Origin of the sequence: Pseudomonas sp. GL-RE-26, assembly GCF_019956275.1 — a bacterium.
Taxonomy (GTDB): domain Bacteria; phylum Pseudomonadota; class Gammaproteobacteria; order Pseudomonadales; family Pseudomonadaceae; genus Aquipseudomonas; species Aquipseudomonas grandcourensis.
In genome coordinates, this window is the sequence record NZ_JAHBDI010000020.1 from 1 (window position 1) to 18,695 (window position 18,695).

Here is an 18,695-nt window from a genome sequence, read left to right on the forward strand (position 1 = left end):
CACCGGCTTGTTCCAAGGCCTGTTCGACCAGCGATGGATCAAGCAACGAGTCCAATCCCTCGAGGGAATTGGGAGTCGAGACGAAGTTGTGGGTCAGTTCCAGTGCCCGAGCCAGACGCATAAAAAAATCCGATGCCTATTCAGGCATCGGATTTTGATTTCTTGCGGCCAAAGGTCAAGCAATGAGGCTTAACTGATCGGCATTACCCTTGATGGCCGCCTTTTTCAGTTTACCGGTCAAGATCAGAAATCGTCTTCGACCTGACCGTCTTTCACCTTGAATTCACGGTTCTGCAAGTACGCATTACGGATGAAGGTGTACTTGTCGCCGGTGATCAGCTTCTCGCTCGACAACAGGTTGGCACGGGTATCGACGACGTCCAGCGCGAAGAACGAGTTACGCACCGGAATGTCGTTTACGTAACGATAAGCGCCGGTGTAGCTGTCGACGTACTTGGACGGCGCATCACGCAAGGTGCTTGGCCCCAGGAATGGCAGCATCACGTAAGGGCCGCTGCCGACCCCCCAGTAACCCAGCGTCTGGCCGAAGTCTTCGTCATTGCGCTGCAGGCCCATTTTGGTGCCGACATCGATGACGCCCAGCAAGCCGAAGGTGGTGTTGAAAATGATTCGTGCGGTGTCAACGCCTGCGGCGCGAGGCTTGGCCTGCAGGATATCGTTGGCCAGGTTGCGCACATCGCCGATGTTGCGGAAGAAGTTGTGAACACCGTCTTCGACAAACTGCGGCGTCACGTACTGGTAGCCCTGGGCCAAGGGTTTGAGCGCGTAGGTGTCGATCACGTCGTTGAACTTGTAAATCGGACGGTTGACGCTTTCCCAAGGATCATCTTCCGTGGCTGCCTGGGCAACGAACGGAACCAGCATCGCACTGGCGCATACACAAATCCTGGCTAGATGATTGCTCCAGCGCATAGAAAAAAACTCCTTGGTTTGTACTGGCTCGGGCGCCTGGCCCGGGCAATAAGTTGGCAAGTATAAGACGTAAACGCCGTTTAAGGCACTTTGCACGAAATCCACACCGAAGGAATGGTGCCAAATGTGAGCGATTCACATCCATGTCATTCAACTGTCACCGTCGCCCGCTAGCCTTCAGGTTATTTCAGGGACGTCTACATGCCGCTCGCCGAAGCCTTGCCCCAAACCGCACCCAGCCTGACCGCCGTACTGTTCGGCCTCAGTGGCTGCCTGGTGGATTTCGGCGCGCACACGCACCGGCACGGTAGCCACTCGGCCGAACACGCCGAGGCCACACCCGGCGCACTGGATAGCCTGCGCAGCTTGCAGCACCAGAAAATCCCCTGCGCCTGGCTCGATGAACTGCCCCCTGCCCTCAGCCAGTCCCTGGCCGCGGCATTGCCGGAATGGATCAAACCTTCGCAACATCCAGCAACAAACATCCCATGGCCCGCCCCGAATGCCTGCTGGCAAGCCTTGATGACCCTGAACGTCGAGCGACTCGACGGCTGCGTGCTGGTGAGCGGCGAACCCCGCTTGCTGCAGGCTGGGCTCAATGCCGGGTTGTGGACCATCGGCCTGGCATCCTGCGGCTCGCTGTGCGGCTTGGCGCCCAAGCAATGGCAAGCCCTGACCCCGCAAGAGCGCGACATCAAACGCGGTAAGGCGACGATGCAACTGTTCGGCCTGGGTGTGCATTCGGTGATCGATCACCTCGGTGAACTCGACACCTGCCTGGCGGATATCAGCTTGCGTCGGCTCAAGGGCGAAAAGCCCTGATCGAGATCATGCACGTTGGGCGCGAGTGGATTAATCTAAAGGTCAGCCATCGACCTTTGGCCTGCCGCCATGGTCTATGCCAGTGCCTATCGATTAAAGAAGGAAGAACGCCATGCCTGCCCGCGAACTGCAAGAACAGCTCAATGCCCTGCGCGAGCAATTGGAACAGAATCCTCCATTGTCTGAAGCCGAACGCGCCGAGCTGCACGAACTGATGCAACAGATCGAGTTGAAGCTTGAGCTCGAAACCAAAACCCAGGATTCCAGCCTCGCCGATGGCGTCAACCTGGCCGTGGAACGCTTCGAACTCGAACACCCTACCCTTGCCGGCACCCTGCGCAACATCGGGCAGGCCTTGGCCAACATGGGGATCTGAACCCAACAATGCCTTTGTAGGAGCGAGCAAGCTCGCTCCTACATCATTGGATCTTTATTGACGGACCAGGCGATGGTTCGGCAGCTGCACCTCTTCAGTGCTGCGGTACGGGTTGATATCCAGCCCGCCACGACGCACATAACGCGCATACACCGTCAGTTTCTCCGGCTTCAGCAACCGCTGCAGGTCAAGGAAAATCCGCTCTACACACTGCTCATGGAAGTCCGAGTGCTGACGGAAGCTGACGATGTACTCGAGCAGGCTCGCGTGATCCAGCGCCGCGCCACGGTACTCCACCGCCACGCTGCCCCAGTCCGGCTGGCTGGTGACCGGGCAGTTGGACTTGAGCAAATGGCTGTGCACGCTCTCCTCGACAATGCGCGAATCATCGCAACGCAGCAGTTCCGGCCGTGGATGCTCGTAGTTGCTGACGCTGATATCCAGCTCATCGATGCACACGCCCGGCAAGGCCACGATGCCTTCGCTCTCGACATCCTTGAGGCTGCGAATGCGCACACCCACCGGCTTGCCGGCAGCCGCCGACAAGTCCTTGACCAGCGTCGCCTCAAGGCTCGCGGTATCGGCAAACGGCGTCTGGTTCAGGGAGTTGAGGTACAGCTTGAACGACTTCGACTCGATGATGTTCGGCGAATCCGCCGGAATGCTGAATTCGCCGATCGCCACCACCGGCTTGCCCGACGGCAGCAGCCAGGACAGCTCGAAGCAGTTCCAGAAGTCCACGCCTTTGTACGGCAGGGTTTGCGCCGTCAGGCCCAGTTCCGCCCACTTCGCGGTGCGCGGGATCGGGAACAGCAAGGACGGCGTGTAGGTGGCGATGTATTCGCTGGACTTGCCCAGCGGCGAATGTTCGGCTGCGGGATGCATGGCGGAAACCTGACTGAAGAATCAGCGGATTCTATCAGCCTTTGCTCCCGCCTTTGAGTGCTTACTGACTGACAGTCAGTTTGCCGACCATGCCGGCCTGGTAATGACCGGGGATATTGCAGGCAAACTCAAGGCTGGTGGCCTTGCTGAAGGTCCAGGTCAGCTCGACGGTCTTGCCCGGCTCCACCAGCACGCTGTTGGGGTCGTCATGCTTCATGCCGTGGTCCATTTTGCTGTGATCCATGCCGGCCATGTTGCCGTGATCCATTGCCTTCATGCCGGTGGGCATCAGCATGCCGCTCTGTTGCATCTGCAACATTTCCTGCTGGTGTTTGGCGTGCATCGCCGCATCCCCCAGGTTGAATTCATGCAACAACTGGCCTTTATTGACCAACACAAAGCGCACGGTTTCCCCGGCCTTGATGTCGATGGCCTGCGGCGTGAAGGACATGTCACCCATCACCACCTCAATGCTGCGGGTCGCCTTGGCCGCCGGGGCCGGTTGACCGAAATCATAGGTATGCCCGGCGTCGGCCCACACCGGCGAACTCAGCGCCAGCAAACACAGGATTTGCGCCACGGATTTACGTAAAAACATCGTCATACTCCAACAAGATAAGGCTCAGCATGGGCAAAACTCTAAACTGCTGCCACTGCCCGTAACCTGACAGCCAGATTACAACTTTGTCAGGTTGCCCTGTGCCAATGCTTCCCACGGTATAAAGCGTTCGTTCCAATTGCCAAGAGTCGCCCATGAAACTGCTGATCGTCGAAGACCAACCGAAAACCGGCCATTACCTGCGCCAGGGCCTGGCCGAGGCCGGGTTCAACACGGAACTGGTGGCCGACGGCACCACCGGCCAGCAATTGGCCCTCAGCGGCGAATATGCCCTGCTGATTCTCGATGTGATGCTGCCGGGTCGTGATGGCTGGCAGATTCTGCAAGCGGTGCGCAGCGCCGGCCTGGACACGCCGGTACTTTTCCTGACCGCCCGTGACGCCGTGGAGGACAGGGTTCACGGCCTCGAACTGGGCGCCGATGACTATCTGGTCAAGCCGTTTGCCTTCTCCGAACTGCTGGCCCGGGTCCGCAGCCTGTTGCGTCGCGGCAGCGCCACGCCTCAGGAGACCAGCCTGCAACTGGCCGATTTGCGCCTGGATCTGATCCGGCGCCGGGTCGAACGCAGCGGCCAGCGTATCGACCTGACCGCCAAGGAGTTCGCCCTGCTGGAAATGCTCCTGCGTCGTCAGGGAGAAGTCTTGCCCAAGTCGCTGATTGCGTCCCAGGTCTGGGACATGAATTTCGACAGCGACACCAATGTCATCGAGGTGGCGATCCGTCGTCTGCGCCTGAAGATCGACGATGAATTCCCCAACAAGCTGATCCATACCGTGCGCGGCATGGGCTACGTCCTTGAAGAGCGCCCCGCCTGATGCGCCGGCTGTCCTTGAGCAGCCGCCTGGCGCTGCTGTTTGCGGCGTGCACCGCCGTGGTGTCGTTGTTCGCCGGGGTGCTGTTCAGCCGCGCCAGTGAGGCGCACTTCGTTGAACTCGACCAGCAACTGCTGGACGGCAAGTTGATTGGCTTGCGTCGGGCCCTGCACGACCTTCAGTCGAGTGACAGCGAAGTGAAGCTGGCCGAGGAATTGAGCCGGCAGGCTGACCTGTCCCTGCGAATCACCGGCAGCGACGGCCAGCGCTGGTATGACAGTTCGACCAACCTTCCCCAGGCGTTGCCGCGCCAGCCCGGGTTATCGACGGTGAGCCATGAAGGCATGGATTACCGGGTGCTGAATGCGCCGCTTTTCGCGGACAAACCCGAGTCACCGCAACTGACCCTGCTGTTGGACATCACCCACCACCAGCACTTCCTGCAACGCATGCAGCATTTGATCTGGCTGACCGTCGGCCTGTCAGCCCTGGCCACCGCACTGCTGGGCGCCTGGGCGGCACGCAGCAGCTTGCGCCCGTTGCGGCGGATAAGCGCGGTGGCCAGTGGTGTTTCCGCGCAATCGCTGAACTCGCGGCTGCCTGAAGAAAACATGCCGCCGGAGCTGGCGGAAATGGCCCACAACTTCAACGCCATGCTCGGACGCCTCGACGACTCTTTTCAGCGCCTGTCCGCATTCTCCGCCGACATCGCCCATGAACTGCGCACGCCACTGTCGAACCTGCTGACCCACACCCAGGTCACCCTCACCCGCCCTCGCCCCATCGAGGACTACCGCGAAGCCCTGCACAGCAACCTCGAAGAGCTGCAATGGATGGCGCAATTGGTCAATGACATGCTCTATCTGGCGAAAGCCGATCACGGCTTGTTAATGCCCAAATGCGAGCCACTGGAACTGGCGGAGGAAGCGGATCTGCTGCTGGAGTTCTTTGCGCCATTGGCCGAAGACGCGCAGGTAAAACTGAGTCGTGACGGCAATGCCCGCATCGAAGGTGACCGCAGCATGTTGCGGCGAGCGCTGTCGAACCTGCTGGACAACGCACTGCGCTTTACGCCGGCCGATGGCGAGGTTCGGGTGCGAATCGTCGATCAGCCAAAAGAATTGCACCTGACCGTTGAAAATACGGGCCAACAGATTTCCGAAGATCTATTGCCGCGCCTGTTTGACCGCTTTTACCGGGCCGATCCTGCGCGTCGTGAAGGCAGTAGCGAACATGCGGGACTGGGACTGGCGATCACCCAGTCGATCATCCGCGCCCATGGCGGGCAGATTCGTTGCGAATCGGAGAATGGGTGGACGCGGTTTGTGATCGAGTTGCCAAGGGGGGATTGAGGCCAGCAGTTGCGGCCTCATCGCGAGCAAGCTCGCTCCCACATTAGATCGGAATCAACTCGGTCAACTGTGGGAGCGAGCTTGCTCGCGATGGCGATGTTACGGGTTACGGGTTACGAATATCTCAGCGCATGAGCCGGCTCGATCTTCGCCGCCCGCCAAGCCGGGTAAACCGTGGCCAGAAAGCTCATGACAAACCCCGCCGTGCAGATCAACGCCACATCCGCGCCTTGCAACTCGGACGGCAGGTTGCTGACGAAATACACATCGGAACTGAAGATGTGCTGACCGCTGACCCGCTCGATCCAGCCCACGATCTGGCTGACGTTCAGCGCGGCAATCACGCCCAACACACCGCCAATCAGGGTGCCGACGATGCCGATCACCGTGCCCTGCACCACGAAGATCGCCATGATCTGCCGTGGCGTGGCGCCGATGGTGCGCAGGATCGCGATATCCGCGCCCTTGTCGTTCACCACCATGATCAGGGTCGCGATGATGTTGAACGCCGCCACCGCGACGATCATCAGCAATAGCAGGCCGATCATGGTTTTTTCCATCTTCATCGCGCTGAACAGGCTGCCCTGGGTGTGGGTCCAGTCGTCAGCCTTGTAGGCGTCGCCCAGCCCCGTGGCGATGTCGCTCGACACTTGCGGCGCGGCATACAGATCCTTCACCGCCAGGCGCACGCTCTGCACCTGATTCGGCTCCCAGTGCTGCATTTGCGCGGCATCGGCCATGTGGATCAGCGCCATGGTGCCATCCAGTTCGGCGCCCACCTTGAACACGCCGACCACATTCAGTCGCTGCATGCGCGGGGTGATGCCGCCCGGCGCATTGCTGACTTCCGGCACGATCAGGGTGATCTTGTCACCGACGTTCAAGCGGAAGCGGCGCGCCGTGATCTCACCAATCACCACGCCGAACTCGCCCGGTTTCAGGGCTTCGAGGCTCCCCTGAACGATGTGCTTGGCGACGATCGACACCTGGCCTTCAAGCGCCGGGTCGACACCACTGACCTGGATCGGCTGCATCGTGCCCTTGTAGGACAGCATGCCCTCCATCTCGGTGAACGGCACCGCCGCCGTCACTTCCGGGTTTTTCATCGCGGCCGCTGCCACGGGCTTCCAGTCATCAATCGGATTGACGCCGACGATGGTGGCGTGGGGCACCATGCCGAGGATGCGCGAGCTCATTTCGCGCTGGAAGCCGTTCATCACCGACAGCACCACGATCATCGCCAGTACGCCGAGGGCGAGACCGATCATCGAGGTCATCGAGATGAAGGAAACAAAGCGATTGCGGCGCTTGGCGCGGGTATAGCGCGTGCCGATAAAGATCGATAACGGTCTGAACATTCGCTGGGGCACCGTATGGAAATAAAAGACCCGACGCCTTTTCAGGCATCGGGTTTCAGCCAATCAGATAGGAGTGAGGCAACCTTCCTGCAAATGCAGGACGCGATCCATCTGGCGGGCCAGGTTCATGTCGTGGGTCACCACCAGGAACGCCGTGCGCATCGAGGTGCTGAGCTCCAGCATCAAGTCCTGGATCCCCTGGGCGGTGTGGGAATCGAGGTTGCCGGTCGGCTCGTCGAGCATCACCAGGCCAGGATTGTTCACCAGAGCGCGGGCGATGGCCACGCGCTGACGCTCACCACCGGACAGTTCGGCCGGCTTGTGCTCCAGGCGATGGCCCAGCCCTACCCGCTCCAGCAACGCCGTGGCACGCTGGCGCGCTTCGGGGATCGCGGTCTTGCCGATCAGCAGCGGCATGCAGACGTTTTCCAGGGCGGTGAATTCCGGCAGCAAGTGGTGGAACTGGTACACGAAGCCGAGGGCGCGATTACGCAGCAGGCCGCGTTTCTTCTCGCTCAGCGCCGACAGCTCTTCACCGTCGAGCCAGACGCTGCCCTTGGTCGGTGTATCGAGGCCGCCCAGCAGGTTGAGCAAGGTACTTTTGCCCGAGCCCGACTTGCCGACAATCGCTACACGCTCTCCAGGGTGCAACTCCAGTTGCAGGCCGGCCAACACTTCCACCGATTCCGGGCCTTCCTCGTAGGACTTGCCCAGGCTGCGGCAGCTCAAGATTGCTTTATCACTCATGCCCGACTCACTCATAACGTAGCGCCTCCGCAGGCTGGGTGCGCGCGGCACGCCAGGCTGGATACAGGGTGGCGAGGAAACTCAGGACCAACGCCGCAGAACAGACCATCACCACGTCCTGGCTCTGCACCTGCGACGGCAGGTAATCGATGAAGTACACGTCGGCGTTGAGGAACTTGTGCCCAATCAGGCCTTCGAGGGCCGAGATCGCGGCGCTGACGTTCAGCGCGGCGAAGATCCCGACCACGGCGCCAATGGCCGTGCCGACCACGCCAATCACGGTGCCTTGCACCATGAACGTGCGCATGATCGTGCCCGGCGTGGCGCCCAATGTGCGCAGGATCGCGATGTCGCCCTTCTTGTCGTTCACTACCATCACCAGCGTAGAAATGATGTTGAAGGCAGCAACGGCAACGATCAGCAGCAGCAACAGGCCGATCATGGCTTTTTCCATGCGGATCGCCTGGTACAGGTTGCCGTGGGTGCGGGTCCAGTCGCGGGCGTAGAAGCGGTCTTCGCCGAGATCGCGGGCGATGCTCCACGCGGTGCGCGGTGCCTGGAACAGATCGTCGAACTTCAGGCGCAGGCCCTGGACCTGATCCGGTTTCCAGCGGTGCAGCCGGGCCAGATCCTGCAGGTTGGTGACGCCAAGATAGCCATCGAGCTCACCGGCGCCGACATGGAAGATGCCGACCACGGTAAAGCGCTTCATGCGCGGGAACATCCCGGCCGGGGTCACGGTGACTTCCGGCGCGACGAAGGTCAGCTTGTCACCGATGGCTGCACCGAGCTTGGTCGCGGCCTTGTCGCCGATGACGATGCCGAACTCACCCGGCACCAGGTCGTCGAGTTTTCCCTGGGTCATGAAGTGATCGATGATCGACACCTGACGCTCTTGCACCGGGTCGATGGCATTGAGCAGGACTTTCGAGACCTTGCCGTTGTTGGTCAGCAAACCCTGCATTTGCGTAAACGGAGCCACGGCCGTCACCTGCGGGTTCTGCTTGACCTTCGCGGCCAGGCTTTGCCAATCGCTGATCGGCTCGCCGGACTCGATGGTCGCGTGGGGCACCATGCCCAGCACGCGGGTGCGCATCTCATGATCGAAGCCGTTCATCACCGACAGCACCACGATCATCACGACCACGCCAAGGGCGAGCCCGATCATCGAAGTCAGGGAAATGAATGACACAAAATGATTGCGACGCTTTGCACGGGTGTAACGCGTGCCGATAAATACGAAGAGAGGTCTGAACATGTCGGGGCTTGTTCGGAGGGAAAAGGAACGTCCTTGTGGCGGGGGTCGATAACCAGCTTTACACTCAGACCACCGCCGCTACCATGGGTTCGCCATGTCGACATTAGATGAAGAAGATCGCCGCGAATACTACCGTATCGAGGATACGATCGCACTGGAAATTCGGCCCCTGTCCGCTACTGAAGCCGCAGGCCATGAAGTGTTGCAGGATGCTTCCCCACTCTTCAACTTGCTCAGCGAACTGCACCTGAGCGAATTCGAGTCGCAACACCTGTTGCGCCAGATCAGCGAACGCGACCGCACGACCGCCGCCTTCCTCAAATCCCAGAACAAACGCATCGATTTGCTGAGCCAGGTGATCGCCATCACCGTGCTCGGGCAGATCGGCGAACCGCAGCCGGTGATCATCTCCGAAGGCGGCATCGACTTTCAGCATCCTTCGCCCCTTGCCGCCGGCGCACGCCTGTCGGTCAAGCTGGTGCTGATGCCGCAAGCCCTGGGCCTGCTGCTGCGCGCCCGCGTCACCCATTGCGACCGCAAGGGCGATGGCTATGACGTCGGCACCGAGTTCGAACACCTGACCGACGCCCAGCGCCAACTGCTGGCCCGCCACATCTTGCAAAAGCAGGCCCAGGAACGACGCCTGGCCCGCGACCAACTTGAATCAGGCAATTAAATTAAGGAAGAACCGTGACCCTCATCTACGGCCATCGCGGCGCCAAGGGCGAAGCACCGGAAAACACCCTGACCAGCTTTCAGGAATGTCTCAAGCACGGCGTGCGTCGCTGCGAACTGGACCTGCACCTGTCCATAGACGGCGAGTTGATGGTCATCCACGACCCGACCCTCAAGCGCACCACCGACCGTCGCGGCAAGGTCGTCGAACACACGGCGGCCGAGCTTGTGACGTATGACGCACGCCAGGGTGGCCCGGGCTGGATCAAGCCGTGCCCGATTCCGACGCTGGAAGAACTGTTCGAGAAATGCGACTTCGATCACTGGCAGCTGGAAGTCAAAAGCGCATCAAGGATGCGGGCCGCGACCACCGTACTGGCGATTCGCGAAATGGTGCAGCGTCATGGCCTGATGGACAAGGTGACCATCACCTCGAGTTCCCGTGAAGTGCTCAAGGCTGCGTTGGAGTTGGTGCCGGACGTGTCCCGCGGGATGGTGGCCGAGTACGCCTGGCTCGACCCGCTGAAGGTCGCGGCCAGCTATGGCTGTGAGATTCTGGCGCTGAACTGGACCCTGTGCACGCCGGAACGCCTGCAACGGGCGCAGCGTCAGGGGCTGCATGTGTCGGTGTGGACCGTCAACGAGCCCGCGCTGATGCGCAGACTCGCCGACTTCGGCGTTGACAGCCTGATTACAGACTTTCCCGGTTTGGCCACCGCCACGCTCGAGAATTGCTGAAATCGGTCTCCCCGGCCGGCTCAGGCCACCGGCCGGAGCCCGTCAAAAAAGCCGGTTGAGGCCGTCGTACGCGGCTACCCGATAGGCTTCGGCCATGGTCGGGTAGTTGAACGTGGTGTTGACGAAGTACTTCAACGTGTTCTGTTCGCCCGGCTGGCTCATGATTGCCTGACCGATGTGCACGATCTCCGACGCCTGATAGCCGAAGCAGTGAACGCCCAGTACTTCCAGGGTTTCACGGTGGAACAGGATCTTCAGCATGCCTTGCGGCTCGCCGGCGATCTGCGCCCGCGCCATGCTCTTGAAGAAGGCCTTGCCCACTTCGTACGGCACTTTGGCCTGGGTCAGTTCCTGCTCGTTCTTGCCGATCGAGCTGATCTCCGGAATGGTGTAGATGCCGGTCGGCACGTCATTCACAAAGCGCCAGCTACCGTTATCGACGATGCTGCCAGCAGCCGAACGGCCCTGGTCGTGGGCAGCACTGGCCAGGCTCGGCCAGCCGATCACGTCACCGGCGCCGTAGATGTTCGGCACGCAGGTGCGGTACGCCTCGTCGACTTCGATCTGGCCACGGCTGTTGACCTTCACGCCGATATTCTCCAGACCCAGCTGATCGGTGTTGCCGGTACGGCCGTTGCACCAGAGCAAGGCGTCGGCCTTGATCTTCTTGCCGGACTTGAGGTGCAGGATCACGCCATTGTCCACGCCTTCGACGCGGTCGTAGTCTTCGTTATGGCGAACCGTGATGTTGTTGTTGCTGAAGTGATAGCTCAACGCCTGGGAGATTTCCGAGTCGAGGAAGCTCAGCAACTGGCCACGGTTATCCACCAATTCAACCAATACACCCAGACCGCTGAAGATCGAGGCGTATTCGCAACCGATCACGCCGGCGCCGTAAACGATGAGTTTACGCGGGGTGTGGCCGAGGCTGAGGATGGTGTCGCTATCGTAGATACGCGGGTGATGGAAATCGATGTCCGCCGGGCGATATGGACGCGAACCGGTGGCGATGATGATGTGCTTGGCCACCAGTTTCTCGACCACGCCGTTGGCGCAGACCACTTCGATGGTTTGCTCGTCGGCAAAGCTGCCGGTGCCGAAGAACACGTCGACGCGGTTACGGGCGTAGTAACCGGTACGCGAAGCGACTTGTTTGGCGATGACTTTCTCGGCGCTTTTCAACACGTCCGGGAAAGAGAACCAGCGCGGCTCACCAATGGCCCGGAACATCGGGTTGGTGTTGAACTGCATGATCTGCCGCACCGAGTGACGCAGTGCCTTGGACGGGATGGTGCCCAAGTGAGTGCAGTTGCCGCCGACCTGACGACGGCTATCGACCATCGCCACCTTGCGCCCTGCCTTGGCGGCGTTCATTGCCGCGCCTTCCCCCGCCGGGCCGGAACCCAACACCACCACGTCGTAGTTGTAGACAGCCATGCGTACTCCTCAGAACAGGCCGCGGCACCCTCGGCACCTGCGGCTAAATCACGCCAATGCGTGGCATGAAGGAACAATTTGGGGCCAGTGCAGAACCCGGACACAGTCTATAGAAGCGTCAACGCCGCGCACATTAACCCTTGGTCGCGTCGTAGGCTACTTTTGCCTGCGCTACAACACCAGTTTTCAATGCTCAAATCGCCGAAATCATTCGGTTTTTTTGCCACTGAGGCGTTCAAAAGCGTGACTGCTGCGTGTGACGAATCCTGTATCGGCACGAATCACAAAAAATGCGCCGATATCGTGTTTTTCTGCGTAGTCCCAACCGCGCTCCGGGCCGAGAATCAGCAGCAGCGTCGATAAGCCATCGGCCATCAACGCGGAAGGATGAATCACCGTGACCGATGCCAGGTTATGTGAGACGGGCGCACCGGTGCGGGCATCGAAGGTGTGGGAAAAACGCTGGCCGTCCTGCTCGAAATAATTCCGGTAGTCGCCGGAAGTGGACAGGCCATAGCCGTCGACGACAATGACCCGCTCGGCCACCTGCCGGTCATCCCGCGGCTCTTCCAGGGCAATGCGCCATGGCGAGCCGTCAGCCTTCTTGCCTGCCGCCTTGAGCTCGCCCGTGGCCTCGGCGAGGTAGTCGTGGATGCCCATCGCCTCGAGTCTTGCGGCAATCGTGTCCACCGCATAACCGGCGGCGATGCTGTTGAAGTCGACCTCGACGGCGGCGTCCTTGCACAACCGGTCGCCCTCGATGCGCAAGTGTTCATGGCCGACGCGCTTGCGGGCTTCGGCGAGCGCTTCGGCGGTCGGGACTTTTTCCCCACGGGCCTGCGGACCAAACCCCCAGAGATTGAGCAACGGCTCCACCGTCAGATCGTAGGAACCGTCGCTTTGCACTGACAGTTGCTCGCCCACGCGGACCAATTCGAGGATCGACGCCGGCATTGCCTGACAGCGGTTGGCCGGTAATGCATTGAAGCGCTCGATGTCCGAGTCGCTGCGGTAGGTCGACATTTGCCGGTCGACTTCAGCAAGGATCTGCTCAATCTGGACGCGGACTTCGTTCGGCGCCGGAAGGCCGGCATGGCGCACATACTTGATCGAGTAAGTGCTGCCCATGGTCGGGCCGCTGAAGCTTTCCAGAGTGTCGCTGTTGCCGCAGCCTGATAGTGCGCCGAGCAACAAAAATGCTACCCCCTGCCACCTGATCAACAATTCCCGAACTCCCCGAAACATCCCCTGACACGCCGCCAAGGCCAGCCATTATGCGATAGAACTGTGGGAGCGAGCTTGCCCACGAAGAGGCCAGGCCGAACAACACAACCCTCAACAGACAAAAGCAGCCCAAACAAAAACGCCCCGACCAAGGTCGGGGCGTTTCATGTACAGCTAAAGGCTTAGCGCGGGAATGCTGGCGGGTTTACACCGGCCATGTCTTCCATCACGCGAACCACCTGGCAGCTGTAACCGAACTCGTTGTCGTACCAGACGTACAGAACAACGCGGTTATCCTGGGTGATGGTCGCTTCAGCGTCCACTACGCCTGCGTGGCGCGAGCCAACGAAGTCGGTGGAAACCACTTCCTGGGAGCTCACGTAGTCGATCTGCTTGTGCAGGTCCGAGTGCATGGCCATCTGGCGCAGGTACTCGTTGATCTCTTCGCGAGTGGTGGCCTTCTCCAGGTTCAGGTTCAGGATAGCCATCGACACGTTCGGCGTAGGAACGCGAATCGCATTACCGGTCAGCTTGCCCTTGAGCACTGGCAGCGCCTTGGCGGCTGCGGTGGCGGCACCGGTCTCGGTGATAACCATGTTCAACGGCGCGGCGCGGCCACGACGGCTGCCCTTGTGGAAGTTGTCGATCAGGTTCTGGTCGTTGGTGAACGAGTGAACGGTTTCGACGTGGCCGTTGATGATGCCGTACTTGTCGTTGACTGCCTTGAGCACCGGCACGATGGCGTTGGTGGTGCAGGAAGCCGCCGAGATGATCTTGTCGTCAGGGGTGATTTCGCCATGGTTGATGCCGTGCACGATGTTCTTCAGCGCGCCCTTGCCAGGTGCGGTGAGGATCACGCGAGCAGCGCCCGGGCAGGCCAGGTGCTGGCCCAGGCCGTCAGCGTCACGCCATACACCGGTGTTGTCGACGATCAGAGCGTTTTCGATGCCGTACTGGGTGTAGTCGACTTCGGCCGGGCTCTTGGCGTAGATAACCTGGATCAGGTTGCCGTTGGCGGTGATGGTGTTGTTGGCTTCATCAATGGTGATGGTGCCATCGAACGGGCCATGGACCGAGTCACGGCGCAGCAGGCTGGCACGCTTGACCAGGTCGTTCTCGGCGCCCTTGCGGACAACGATGGCGCGCAGACGCAGGCCGTCGCCACCACCGGTTTTCTCGATCAGGATGCGCGCCAGCAGACGGCCGATACGACCGAAGCCGTAGAGGACAACGTCGGTGCCTTTGCGGGCGGATGCGTTTTGCTGGCCAACCACGTCAGCCAGTTCTTCACGGACGAACTGCTCGGCAGTACGGCCATTGCCTTCGGCCTTGAATTTGGCCGCCAGCTTGCCCAGGTCCACCGAAGCGGCGCCGAGCTTGAGCTCGCTCATCGCCTTGATCAGCGGGAATGTTTCGTGGACGGACAGCTCGCTTTCATCGGACTGACGGTGACGAGCAAAGCGGTGCGCTTTGAGAATCGCAATGACTGAACGGTTGATCAGGCTGCGGCCATAGATCGAGCTCACCACGTTGTTATTGCGGTAGAGCTGACCGATAAGCGGAATCATCGCTTCAGCGAGTGCTTCACGGTCGATCCATTCACCAAGACACTGGTCGGGCTTCTGAGTCACGGGAACCTTCCACATGTAGGGGCAGAAAAAAGGGGCTACATTATGCCGCCGAGTGACCGCGGTAGCAATGCGCGCCCGTCGTGCTTTACGTAACAATTCGTCGTTCAAAAAAATTACGCCTCGCGCAAGCCCAATAAAACCGGGGCTTGCAGCGCAGTCAATTTTTTGGAGGTCGCGCCTCGTTATCCGTAACCCTCCGTAACACTCGTTGTATTTGCCACTACATATTCAATGATTTCCGGCAAAAAACCATCGAATTTTGTCTTTACCACTACATTTCACCAAACCCGTGCTTTAGACACAGTCAGCAACTGACAGGCGGCATCGTTGACCGCTACAATTGCCGACTTTGTCGCAACGCTTGGAGCTCAACCTTCCGTGCCCGTTCTGCGTCTACCGCTTCTCCCTGCCGCGGCAGGTAAACAGCACTGGGGCAACCTGCCCGGTGCCGCCCTGAGCCTGGCCATCGCCGAGGCCGCCAGCGCTGCCAAGCGCTTTACCCTGCTGCTGACCGCCGACAGCCAAAGTGCCGAACGGCTGGAACAGGAGCTGAGTTTCTTCGCCCCGGATTTGCCAGTACTGCACTTTCCCGACTGGGAAACCCTGCCCTACGACCTGTTCTCGCCGCACCAGGACATCATTTCCCAGCGCATCGCCAGCCTGTACCGGCTGCCGGAGCTGAGCCATGGCGTGCTGGTGGTGCCGATCACGACCGCCCTGCATCGCCTCGCACCGACCAAATTCCTGCTCGGCAGCAGCCTGGTGCTGGATATCGGCCAGAAGCTCGACGTCGAGCAAATGCGCACCCGGCTTGAAGCCACGGGTTATCGCTACGTCGATACGGTGTATGAACACGGCGAGTTCACCGTTCGCGGCTCGCTGATCGATCTGTTCCCGATGGGCAGCAAGCTGCCGTATCGCATCGATCTGTTCGACGACGAAATCGAAACCCTGCGCACCTTCGACCCGGAGAACCAGCGTTCGATCGACAAAGTCGACTCGGTCAAGCTGTTGCCGGCCAGGGAATTCCCGCTGCAGAAAGAAGCGGTCACCCGTTTCAAGGCGCGCTTCCGCGAACGTTTTGACGTCGACTTCCGCCGCTGCCCGATTTTCCAGGATTTGAGCAGCGGGATTACCCCGGCCGGTATCGAGTACTACCTGCCGCTGTTCTTCGAAGAAACCTCGACGCTTTTCGATTACCTGCCCCAGGACACCCAAGTGTTCTCGCTGCCCGGCATCGAACAGGCCGCGGAAAACTTCTGGAACGACGTGCGCAATCGCTACGAAGAACGCCGCGTCGACCCGTCCCGTCCTTTATTACCGCCTGCAGAGCTGTTCCTGCCGGTGGAAGACTGCTTCGCGCGCCTGAAGAACTGGCCGCGCGTGGTGGCCAGTCAACAGGACGTGGAAAGCGGTAGCGGTCGCGAGCGCTTCCCCGCTCGGGAGCTGCCGAACCTGGCCATCGAAGCCAAGGCTACCCAACCGCTGGCGGCACTGGCGGACTTCCTCGACCAGTTCCCCGGTCGCGTGCTGTTCACCGCCGAATCCGCAGGCCGCCGCGAGGTGCTGCTGGAACTGCTGGAACGCCTGAAACTGCGACCGAAAACCGTCGACAGCTGGCCGGACTTTGTCGCCGGTAAGGAACGCCTGGCGATCACCATCGCCCCGCTCGACGAAGGCTTGCTGCTCGACGACCCGGCCCTGGCCCTCGTCGCCGAAAGCCCGTTGTTCGGCCAGCGCGTGATGCAGCGCCGTCGCCGGGAAAAGCGCACCGACGCCAACAACGATGCCGTGATCAAGAACCTCACCGAGCTGCGCGAGGGTGCGCCGGTGGTGCACATCGACCACGGCGTCGGCCGCTACCTGGGCCTGACGACCCTGGAAATCGACAGCCAGACCGCCGAATTCCTTGCCCTGGAATACGCCGAAGGCGCCAAGCTTTATGTGCCGGTGGCCAACCTGCACCTGATCGCCCGCTACACCGGCAGCGACGATGCTCTGGCCCCGCTGCACCGCCTCGGCTCCGAGACCTGGCAGAAAGCCAAGCGCAAAGCCGCCGAACAGGTGCGTGACGTGGCCGCCGAACTGCTCGACATCTATGCCCGCCGCGCCGCCCGCGAAGGCTACGCTTTCGCCGACCCGAAAGCCGACTACGCCACCTTCAGCGCCGGCTTCCCGTTCGAAGAAACCCCGGACCAGCAAACCACCATCGAAGCGGTGCGCGAAGACATGCTCGCGCCTAAGCCGATGGATCGCCTGGTGTGCGGCGACGTCGGCTTCGGCAAGACCGAAGTGGCGATGCGCGCCGCGTTCATCGCCGTGCACGGTGGTCGCCAGGTAGCGATCCTGGTGCCGACCACCCTGCTCGCCCAGCAGCACTACAACAGCTTCCGCGACCGCTTTGCCGACTGGCCGGTGACCGTGGAAGTGATGAGCCGCTTCAAGTCGGCCAAGGAAGTGAATGCGGCGGTCGCGGACCTGGCCGAAGGCAAGATCGACATCGTGATCGGCACGCACAAGCTGCTGCAGGACGACGTGAAGATCAAAAACCTTGGCCTGGTGATCATCGACGAGGAACACCGCTTCGGCGTGCGCCAGAAAGAACAGCTCAAGGCCCTGCGCAGCGAAGTCGACATCCTGACCCTGACCGCCACGCCGATTCCGCGAACGCTGAACATGGCGGTATCGGGCATGCGCGACCTGTCGATCATCGCCACGCCGCCGGCCCGCCGCCTGTCGGTCCGCACCTTCGTCATGGAACAGAACAAGAGCACGGTCAAAGAGGCCTTGCTGCGTGAGTTGCTGCGTGGCGGTCAGGTCTATTACCTGCACAACGACGTGAAGACCATCGAGAAATGCGCCGCCGACCTCGCCGAACTGGTGCCGGAAGCACGGATCGGTATCGGCCACGGGCAGATGCGTGAACGCGATCTCGAACAGGTGATGAGCGACTTCTACCACAAGCGCTTCAACGTGCTGATCGCCTCGACCATCATCGAGACCGGCATCGACGTACCGAGCGCCAACACCATCATCATCGAGCGTGCCGACAAGTTCGGCCTGGCACAATTGCACCAGTTGCGCGGCCGGGTCGGACGCAGCCACCACCAGGCGTATGCCTACCTGCTGACGCCGCCACGCCAGCAAATCACCCCGGACGCGGAAAAGCGCCTGGAGGCGATTGCCAACACCCAGGACCTCGGCGCGGGCTTCGTGCTCGCCACCAACGACCTGGAAATCCGTGGCGCCGGCGAATTGCTCGGCGATGGCCAGAGCGGGCAGATCCAGGCCGTCGGCTTTACGCTGTACATGGAAATGCTCGAGCGCGCGGTGAAGTCGATCCGCAAGGGCGAGCAGCCGAACCTCGATCAACCGCTCGGCGGCGGTCCGGAAGTCAACTTGCGGGTACCGGCGTTGATCCCGGAAGACTACCTGCCGGATGTCCACGCCCGCCTGATTCTCTACAAGCGCATTGCCTCGGCCACCGACGAGGACGGCCTGAAGGATTTGCAGGTGGAGATGATCGACCGTTTCGGCCTGTTGCCGGAACCGACCAAGAACCTGATCCGCATCACAGCATTGAAATTGCAGGCCGAGCAACTGGGCATCAAAAAAGTCGATGGCGGCCCCCAGGGCGGTCGCGTCGAGTTCGCCGCACAGACGCCGGTCGACCCGCTGACCCTGATCAAACTGATCCAGAGCCAGCCAAAACGCTACAAATTCGAAGGCGCCACGATGTTCAAGTTCATGGTTCCGATGGAGCGCCCGGAAGAGCGCTTTAATACTGTAGAGGCGCTGTTCGAGCGCCTCGTTCCGAAAACTGCTTGA

Annotated in this window: 16 protein-coding genes; 7 read left to right on the plus strand and 9 right to left on the minus strand. The window is 60.8% G+C overall.

Annotated elements, in window-relative coordinates:
• Positions 1-243: 243 nt before the first annotated feature.
• Positions 244-933: a VacJ family lipoprotein gene (locus KGB07_RS14305; RefSeq protein WP_046041426.1), complete on the minus strand. Its 690-nt coding sequence runs from the start codon at positions 931-933 to the stop codon at positions 244-246.
• A 201-nt stretch (positions 934-1,134) separates the two neighbouring features.
• On the opposite strand from KGB07_RS14305, the gene KGB07_RS14310 reads away from it, so the two are divergent.
• On the plus strand, positions 1,135-1,755 hold the full coding sequence (locus KGB07_RS14310; protein WP_046041425.1) for a hypothetical protein: 621 nt from the start codon (positions 1,135-1,137) through the stop codon (positions 1,753-1,755).
• A gap of 112 nt (positions 1,756-1,867) precedes the next feature.
• The gene (locus KGB07_RS14315) at positions 1,868-2,131 is read left to right on the plus strand and encodes a DUF4404 family protein (protein ID WP_008053327.1); all 264 of its coding nucleotides are present in this window, start codon (positions 1,868-1,870) and stop codon (positions 2,129-2,131) included.
• A gap of 54 nt (positions 2,132-2,185) precedes the next feature.
• Here the strand turns inward: KGB07_RS14315 and queF are convergent, their stop codons facing one another.
• Complete coding sequence (queF, locus tag KGB07_RS14320; protein ID WP_223465725.1) at positions 2,186-3,016, minus strand: NADPH-dependent 7-cyano-7-deazaguanine reductase QueF; 831 nt, start codon at positions 3,014-3,016, stop codon at positions 2,186-2,188.
• Between the two features lie 61 nt (positions 3,017-3,077).
• Positions 3,078-3,614: a plastocyanin/azurin family copper-binding protein gene (locus KGB07_RS14325; protein WP_046041423.1), complete on the minus strand. Its 537-nt coding sequence runs from the start codon at positions 3,612-3,614 to the stop codon at positions 3,078-3,080.
• Positions 3,615-3,769: 155 nt separating this feature from the next.
• Here KGB07_RS14325 and KGB07_RS14330 point away from each other — a divergent pair, with 155 nt between their 5' ends.
• Together KGB07_RS14330 and KGB07_RS14335 are read left to right on the plus strand one after the other, a co-directional pair.
• Positions 3,770-4,450, plus strand: coding sequence for a heavy metal response regulator transcription factor (locus KGB07_RS14330; RefSeq protein WP_008053332.1), 681 nt, complete (start codon positions 3,770-3,772; stop codon positions 4,448-4,450).
• Positions 4,450-5,799, plus strand: a complete 1,350-nt coding sequence (locus KGB07_RS14335; protein ID WP_046041420.1) for a heavy metal sensor histidine kinase — start codon at positions 4,450-4,452, stop codon at positions 5,797-5,799. The genes KGB07_RS14330 and KGB07_RS14335 overlap by 1 nt, the downstream gene beginning before the upstream one ends.
• 113 nt (positions 5,800-5,912) lie before the next feature.
• On the opposite strand, the gene KGB07_RS14340 is transcribed toward KGB07_RS14335, so the two are convergent.
• The 3 genes from KGB07_RS14340 to KGB07_RS14350 form a co-directional block, all read right to left on the minus strand.
• Complete coding sequence (locus tag KGB07_RS14340) at positions 5,913-7,157, minus strand: lipoprotein-releasing ABC transporter permease subunit (protein WP_046041417.1); 1,245 nt, start codon at positions 7,155-7,157, stop codon at positions 5,913-5,915.
• Between the two features lie 63 nt (positions 7,158-7,220).
• Positions 7,221-7,904 (minus strand): lipoprotein-releasing ABC transporter ATP-binding protein LolD, encoded by a 684-nt coding sequence (lolD, locus tag KGB07_RS14345; RefSeq protein ID WP_173677889.1) that lies wholly within the window; start codon positions 7,902-7,904, stop codon positions 7,221-7,223.
• Positions 7,905-7,911: 7 nt separating this feature from the next.
• The gene (locus tag KGB07_RS14350) at positions 7,912-9,162 is read right to left on the minus strand and encodes a lipoprotein-releasing ABC transporter permease subunit (protein WP_046041416.1); all 1,251 of its coding nucleotides are present in this window, start codon (positions 9,160-9,162) and stop codon (positions 7,912-7,914) included.
• 94 nt (positions 9,163-9,256) lie between these two features.
• Between KGB07_RS14350 and KGB07_RS14355 the strand changes: the two genes are divergently transcribed.
• Positions 9,257-9,838 carry a PilZ domain-containing protein gene (locus tag KGB07_RS14355; protein WP_046041414.1) on the plus strand — a complete coding sequence of 194 codons (582 nt, stop codon included), beginning with the start codon at positions 9,257-9,259 and terminating at the stop codon, positions 9,836-9,838.
• A gap of 14 nt (positions 9,839-9,852) precedes the next feature.
• Positions 9,853-10,575, plus strand: coding sequence for a glycerophosphodiester phosphodiesterase (locus KGB07_RS14360; RefSeq protein ID WP_223465727.1), 723 nt, complete (start codon positions 9,853-9,855; stop codon positions 10,573-10,575).
• Between the two features lie 42 nt (positions 10,576-10,617).
• Here KGB07_RS14360 and sthA read toward each other — a convergent pair whose 3' ends face one another.
• The 3 genes from sthA to KGB07_RS14375 all read right to left on the minus strand — a co-directional run bounded on the left by sthA (position 10,618) and on the right by KGB07_RS14375 (position 14,882).
• Positions 10,618-12,012, minus strand: a complete 1,395-nt coding sequence (gene sthA / locus KGB07_RS14365) for a Si-specific NAD(P)(+) transhydrogenase (protein WP_223465729.1) — start codon at positions 12,010-12,012, stop codon at positions 10,618-10,620.
• 207 nt (positions 12,013-12,219) lie between these two features.
• A complete protein-coding gene (locus tag KGB07_RS14370; protein WP_223465731.1) occupies positions 12,220-13,236 on the minus strand; it encodes an FAD:protein FMN transferase in 1,017 nt (338 codons plus the stop codon).
• 182 nt (positions 13,237-13,418) lie between these two features.
• On the minus strand, positions 13,419-14,882 hold the full coding sequence (locus KGB07_RS14375) for a glyceraldehyde-3-phosphate dehydrogenase (RefSeq protein ID WP_046041409.1): 1,464 nt from the start codon (positions 14,880-14,882) through the stop codon (positions 13,419-13,421).
• A gap of 363 nt (positions 14,883-15,245) precedes the next feature.
• Here KGB07_RS14375 and mfd point away from each other — a divergent pair, with 363 nt between their 5' ends.
• Positions 15,246-18,695, plus strand: a complete 3,450-nt coding sequence (mfd, locus tag KGB07_RS14380) for a transcription-repair coupling factor (RefSeq protein ID WP_223465733.1) — start codon at positions 15,246-15,248, stop codon at positions 18,693-18,695.